The 4,727-nt window shown below is 71.5% G+C and carries 6 protein-coding genes; 4 read left to right on the forward strand and 2 right to left on the reverse strand.

The window, feature by feature from the left end; all coding sequences use genetic code 11:
• From GU5_RS14465 to GU5_RS14475, 3 genes are all read left to right on the forward strand, one after another.
• A partial coding sequence (locus tag GU5_RS14465; RefSeq protein WP_010524844.1) for a PLD nuclease N-terminal domain-containing protein occupies positions 1-205 on the forward strand: 205 nt, incomplete at its 5' end.
• Positions 206-368: 163 nt separating this feature from the next.
• A complete protein-coding gene (locus tag GU5_RS14470; protein WP_010524845.1) occupies positions 369-803 on the forward strand; it encodes a hypothetical protein in 435 nt (144 codons plus the stop codon).
• Positions 796-1,269 carry a hypothetical protein gene (locus GU5_RS14475; protein ID WP_010524846.1) on the forward strand — a complete coding sequence of 158 codons (474 nt, stop codon included), beginning with the start codon at positions 796-798 and terminating at the stop codon, positions 1,267-1,269. Before GU5_RS14470 ends, GU5_RS14475 begins: the two co-directional genes overlap by 8 nt.
• Here the strand turns inward: GU5_RS14475 and GU5_RS0106890 are convergent.
• Positions 1,235-2,560 carry an ISL3-like element ISPfr2 family transposase gene (locus GU5_RS0106890; RefSeq protein WP_029514091.1) on the reverse strand — a complete coding sequence of 442 codons (1,326 nt, stop codon included), beginning with the start codon at positions 2,558-2,560 and terminating at the stop codon, positions 1,235-1,237. The two genes, GU5_RS14475 and GU5_RS0106890, sit on opposite strands and share 35 nt — an antisense overlap.
• 241 nt (positions 2,561-2,801) lie before the next feature.
• Positions 2,802-3,809 carry an SDR family oxidoreductase gene (locus tag GU5_RS0106895; RefSeq protein WP_010524848.1) on the reverse strand — a complete coding sequence of 336 codons (1,008 nt, stop codon included), beginning with the start codon at positions 3,807-3,809 and terminating at the stop codon, positions 2,802-2,804.
• A gap of 94 nt (positions 3,810-3,903) precedes the next feature.
• On the opposite strand from GU5_RS0106895, the gene GU5_RS0106900 reads away from it, so the two are divergent.
• The coding region (locus GU5_RS0106900) for a YafY family protein (RefSeq protein ID WP_010524849.1) at positions 3,904-4,727 on the forward strand (824 nt) is incomplete at its 3' end.

Raw genomic sequence — 4,727 nt, forward strand, 5'->3', positions numbered from 1 at the left:
AGAAGATGAGCACCGTCCAGGTCACCGCCCGGCCGCGGCGGTGACCTGGACGGTGCTCATCTTCTGCGTGCCGATCCTCGGGCCGCTGGCCTACTTCGTGATCGAGACGGTCCGCTACCGTCGCGACCACCCGCGCACGCCCCGAGGCCGGGCGGAGCGTACGGTCACCGAGGAGCACGACGACGGCGCGGGGGACGGACGGTGACAGTCGACCCGATGCGAGGCGTTGTCGACGGCGATCCGCGACGTGCTGGCGCGCGCCGCGGGCCGACAGTACTCGCCCCGCGGCAGAGCGGCCGGTAGCTTGCGTGCCATGGGCACCGTCACCTCCGTCGTGGGCGCCGACGTCGTCTCTCGCGGCCCGGGAGATGATCCCGGGGCCGGAGGCCGACTACGCCGACGAGTTCGCTCTTGCGCTGGAGGAGCCTTCTGCCGCGAGTGCCGAGTCCTGGGCGCGGGCGCTCTTCGGGGACACCCCTGACCGCGGGCAGCTCCTCATCTTCCGCGGGCTGCTCCGCCTGCACCTGGCGCGGACCGCGTCGCCGGACACTGTGGTCGGCTTCGCCGTCGTCGAACGGGCGAAGGAGGCGATCCGTCTGCAGGCCTCCTCGGACTTCCTGCACTGTCATCTCATCGTCAGGGCCCGTCGGGATCAGGTCTCGCTGACGACGGCGATGCAGTACACCGGACGCCGCGCGGCGCTGATCTGGAGGCCGCTGTCGATCGTCCACCGGCGGCTCGCCCCGGGGCTCCTGCGGGACGCGGAGGAGGAGATCCGGGCGGCGGAGCAGCCGGATGCCTGAGCTGCCCTGGGGCTGGGGCCCGCGGCCGTCGGCGGAGAGCCTGGCCGTGCTCCCGCGGAGTCCGCAGGACCGGCTCGTGACCCGTGCAGTGGTCTCGACGGCGGCTCCGGACACGCTGTTCCTGTGGGTCTGCCAGCTGCGCCGTGCTCCGTACAGCTACGACTGGATCGACAACGTCGGGCGTCGCAGCCCGCGACGTCCCGATCCGCGGTGCCGGGAGCTGACTCTTGGCCAGACGTTCATGAGCATCTTCACGCTCGTCGACATGGTCCCGGACCGCTCGGTGACGCTGCGGATGAAGCCGGGTGCTCCCACGACGCTCTTCGGCACGATCACGCTGGTGTATCGCATCGAGCCGCAGGTGGACGGACGCTCGCGGCTGGTCGCGATGATGGCCGTCCCGCCGATCGGCCGCCGCGCCGCAGACCGGCTCATCCCAATCGGGGGTGTAGGAGTTGGGGTCTGAAGCCGCCGGTCTCGAGCAGGCTTCGGGCGATGTAGTTGGTCAGGTTGCGGAACCCGAGTGCGGAGCCGCGCAGGTGTTCGAGCCGTCCGTTGAGCGCCTCGGTCGGCCCGTTGCTGGTGCCGGGTCGTTCGAAGTAGGCGAGCACGTCAGCGGCTCGCTTCTTCAGGGTCCGGCCCAGGGTGGTGAGCTCGGTGAGCACCTTGGGGACGCCGGCGCTGAGGTCGGTGATCAGCTTCTCCATGAGCTCGCGGCCACGTTGCCGGTCCTCGTGGCGATAGGCGGCGATCATGCGCTGGTAGACACCCCAGGTCGCCTCGACCTCGATGTGAGCGTCATCAACGAACAGTGCGCGTAGCCTGTCGCTCTGCTTGTCGGTGAGCAGGTCCGCGCCGGTGTGCAGCGTGCGCCGCGACTTGTAGAGCGGGTCGTCCCTGAACCCACGGTGCCCGTGGATCGCGAGTTGGACCCGGCGCCGGCACCTGTCGAGGGCGTCACCGGCCAAGCGCACGACGTGGAAGGGATCCATCACCGTGACCGCGTCCGGGATCTCCTCTGCAGCGGCGGTCTTGAACCCGGTGAAGCCGTCCATCGCGACCACCTCGACCGCGTCACGGAAGGCGTCGTCGCGGTCGGCGAGCCAGGTCTTGAACGCCGCCTTCGACCGGCCCTCGACCATGTCCAGCAGCCTTGCTGGGCCGGCGCCATCGCGGACCGGGGTGAGGTCGATGATCACGGTGACGTACTTGTCGCCACGCCTGGTGTGGCGCCAGACGTGCTCATCGACGCCAATGACCTTCACGCCCTCGAACCGCGTGGGGTCGTTGATCAGCAGCCGCTTGCCTTCGGCCAGGACCGCGTTGTTGGCGGTGTCCCACGCGACCCCGAGTCCCTCGGCGACACGGGCGACGGTGAGGTGTGCGACCACGATCCCTTCCAGCGCCCACCGCAGCCCGGCGCGCGAGAGCTTCGCGCGTGGCTCCGCCGCGGCGCTGGTGTCTTGGCGCCACACGTGTCCGCAGTCGGCACAGCGGTAGCGGCGCACTACAACTTCCAGCACGGTCGGTCGCCAGCCCAGCGGCTCGTGGGCCAACCGCCGGATCACGGTGTCACGAGCAGCGCCTTCGCTGCCGCACCGTCGGCACCACTGATCTGGTTCCACCACGCGGCACGCGAGGACCGCACGATCCGGTTCAAGTCGTTGCCCGGTCACGCTCAGACCGAGGCCGTCGAGTCGAGCGAAGGCGGTCAGGTCAGGGCGGCCGAAGCCGGCCGGCGGGGTAGCGTCGGACACGTCGAGGTCTTTCGGACGGATGGCGTAGGAACCTCCGTCGTCGGGAGACCTCGACGTCTATCTGCGGACCGACGCTCCCGGCCGACCTACACCCTCATCTGGGAAGAGCCCGCAGACCTGCGTCGACGGCTGCTGCTCTGGGGCGATCTGGTCATGATGCGCTGACAGCTTCGGGTGCTCGCTGCCCTGGCTGAGGACTCCGAGGCGTCCGGCGACGTCGACGGATGGTGACCGCCTGCGCTTACCGGTGCTGTTCGACGTCGATCTCCTCGGCCGGGGTGGTCTCCAGCAGCGGGATGAACGTGAAGGCGTTCGGGCGCGAGCCGTCGACGTCGGTCAGCCCGTAGTGCTCGGCGAGCTCGTGGGAGCTGGTCGAGCGGGTGTTCCAGGCCGCGCGGTCGTCGTCGGCGGCCAGCGCGGCGATCCCGCGGGCGAGCATCGTCGGCGTCTCGGAGATGACGAACTCATAGGGCGGCACCGCGTCGGGCACGCCGCGGTTCGCCTCGGCGGCGGAGCGCCAGGTCTCCTCGGTGACGCCGAAGATGTCGAGCATCATCTCCGAGCGCAGCCAGCCCGGCGTCACCGACACCGCCGTCCCGCCGTGGGCGGCCAGCTCGTGCCCCTCGGCGAAGGCCAGCCGGTCCACCGCGGTCTTGGTGAGGTCCAGGAAGACCGTGCCGCGGAAGTTCGCGGCGTTGTAGTCCCGCGTCCCGTCGGTCACCTCGATCACCAGTCCGCCGGGACGCCGGATCAGCAGCCCCAGCGCGTGGCGGCTGGTGTGCAGATGGGTGAGGAAGCCGGTGTCGAAGAGCCGCCGTCCGGCGTCGAGGTCATACTCCCACAGCGGGACGTCGAACTCGACGTAGGCCTCGCCGCCGATGTCGTTGATCAGGATGTCGAGGCCGCCCTGCTCGGCGTCGATGCGCTCGACCAGCCCGCGCACCGCCTCGGGGTCGAGATGGTCGACGACGACGGGATGCGCGGTCCCGCCGGCCTCGGCGACCAGTTCGGCGGTGCCCTCGACGGTCTCCTCGCGCCCGTAGTCCGACGGCGCGTCCCGGGTCGAGCGCCCAGTGCAGTAGACGATCGCCCCGGCGCGGCCCAGCTCGACGGCGATCGCCCGCCCGGCCCCGCGCGTGGCCCCGGCGACCAGGGCGATGCGGCCGGTCAGGTCGGGCGGCGGCTCCGGCGTCGTGGACTGTGCGGACGCTGCGGTCTCGGTGCGGTCGGTCTCGGCGTCGTGGGTCATCAGGGTGCCTCCTCGTCGGTCACGGAAGTGCTGTCCGTCCGAGCGTGCCGCCGATCCACGACAATCGGTGTCGGGAATCCCTAGGATTCCTCCCATGCGGACCTCACGGCTGATCGCGGTGCTGATGGAGCTCGTGCGACTGCGCAGCACCACCGTGGCCCGGCTGGCCGACCGGCACGGGGTCTCCGAGCGCACGATCCAGCGGGATCTCGCCTCCCTGCAGGAGATCGGCGTGCCGCTGTGGACGCGCACCGGCCCGGCCGGCGGCGTGGGGATCGTCGAGGGCTGGCGCTCACCGCTGACCGGGATGACCGGCGTCGAGGTCCAGGCGCTGCTGATCGGCGAGGCCGGCGCCGGCGAGCTCGGCCTGGCCGCCGAGTTCGAGGCCGCCCGGGCGAAGATGCTCGCCGCGAGTCCGGCTGCGCGCCCTTCCGGCGGCGGCCGCGCGGGGGCCGGTGACGACGACGGCGCGGCGGCGCGGGCGGCCGAGCGGGTGCACATCGACCACGGCCGTTGGTTCACCGACCCCGAGCGTCCGTCCGCGCTGCCCGAGGTCTCCCGTGCGGTGTGGCAGGACCGGCGCCTGTCGGTGCGCTACGAACGCCCCGGACGCCCGCCGGTGCGCCGACTGCTGGATCCGCTGGGGCTGGTGCTCAAGACCGACCGCTGGTACCTGATCGCCGCCCATCAGGCTGCGGTGCGCACCTACCGGCTCTCGCGCATCGTCGACGCCGTCGTCGTCGACGAGCCGGTCCGACGGCCGGAGGGCTTCTCGCTGGTCGAGCACTGGCGCGCCGCGCGGGCGGAGTTCGAGGCCTCGATCTTCCGCCTGCCGGTGCGGCTGGCGATCCCGGAGTCCTCGGTGCCGGTGCTGCGCACCGTGCTGCCCGGCGTCGACGTCGACGGAGCGCTGGAGCA

Source organism: Nesterenkonia sp. F, assembly GCF_000220985.1.
In the GTDB taxonomy this organism is placed as follows: domain Bacteria; phylum Actinomycetota; class Actinomycetes; order Actinomycetales; family Micrococcaceae; genus Nesterenkonia.

Coding starts and splice junctions, on each gene's coding strand:
- GU5_RS14470 (WP_010524845.1), top strand. CDS start 369: ATGATCCCGGGGCCGGAGGCCGACTACGCCGACGAGTTCGCTCTTGCG.
- GU5_RS14475 (WP_010524846.1), top strand. CDS start 796: ATGCCTGAGCTGCCCTGGGGCTGGGGCCCGCGGCCGTCGGCGGAGAGC.
- GU5_RS0106895 (WP_010524848.1), bottom strand. CDS start 3,809: ATGACCCACGACGCCGAGACCGACCGCACCGAGACCGCAGCGTCCGCA.